The following is a 798-nucleotide window of genomic DNA, read 5'->3' as shown; positions in this document are numbered from 1 at the left end:
CCTTGGGGTCCAAAGCCTCCTCCGGCCGGTGCTGCGGTGTGGATCGACCCCCAGACGCGGATGACTGTGGTTCTTGTTGCGGGCCTTGCCAAGCTGGGCCGCCATTCATAACAAGTTGCAAAAGACCGGACTCTAGCGAGTCCCGGCTTTCTGCACGTCCGCCTTTCGTTCGCAAGCAATGGCCTCTTCAATGAAACCGCTCTTGGCATCGGCATATTCGTTCATGTCCTGCCAGGATTTTTTGGCAAGTTCGCGTTTCAGGGCCGCATAGGCAGTCAGGCGATCCGGGTTGTTTTGAAGGTGCTGGCGGAAGAGGCGATAGCGGTCGATCTCACCATTTCCCGCTGAAAAAACATGAATATGGACATCCCGCTCCGGAGTTCTCAGCATCCGGTGCTCGTTGAAATCAGGTTCGCGAACCCGCAATTGATAGCCGAGCGTCAAAAGCTGCGGAAGATAGGTCTCCTCATCCGCCGAGTCAGGCACGATCAGCAGGATGTCAATGATCGGCTTTGCCGGAAGTCCGGCAACCGACGTGGAGCCGATGTGTTCAACGGTGGGCTTCAGACCGGACAGCGCCGGTTCTATGCGATCCTTGTGGCGGGCGAAGCGTTCGGGCCAATCCGGATTATAGTCTTCAATGACCAGCTCGCGCTTCTCGGGCCCTCCGATCAGCCCGGTTTCCAAGGCCGTTGGGTCGTATTTTTCGGCGTTCATCTTGTCCACCTGCCATTTCTGTATTCGCCTTGCTTTTAACCGGATCAACGACGCGCTGTCAGCACGAAAGCCGCCGCAAGG

General features: G+C 57.1%; 1 protein-coding gene. It reads right to left on the bottom strand.

What is annotated here, in order from left to right; genetic code table 11:
- Window positions 1-132 precede the first annotated feature (132 nt).
- Window positions 133-798 (bottom strand): GrpB family protein (locus E1297_RS01175; RefSeq protein WP_209015564.1); only part of this gene is annotated, 666 nt, incomplete at its 5' end.

Source organism: Roseibium sp. RKSG952 (assembly GCF_009711355.1).
Note: the sequence above shows the minus strand (reverse complement) of the source record. Positions and strands in the feature narration are given on the sequence as shown.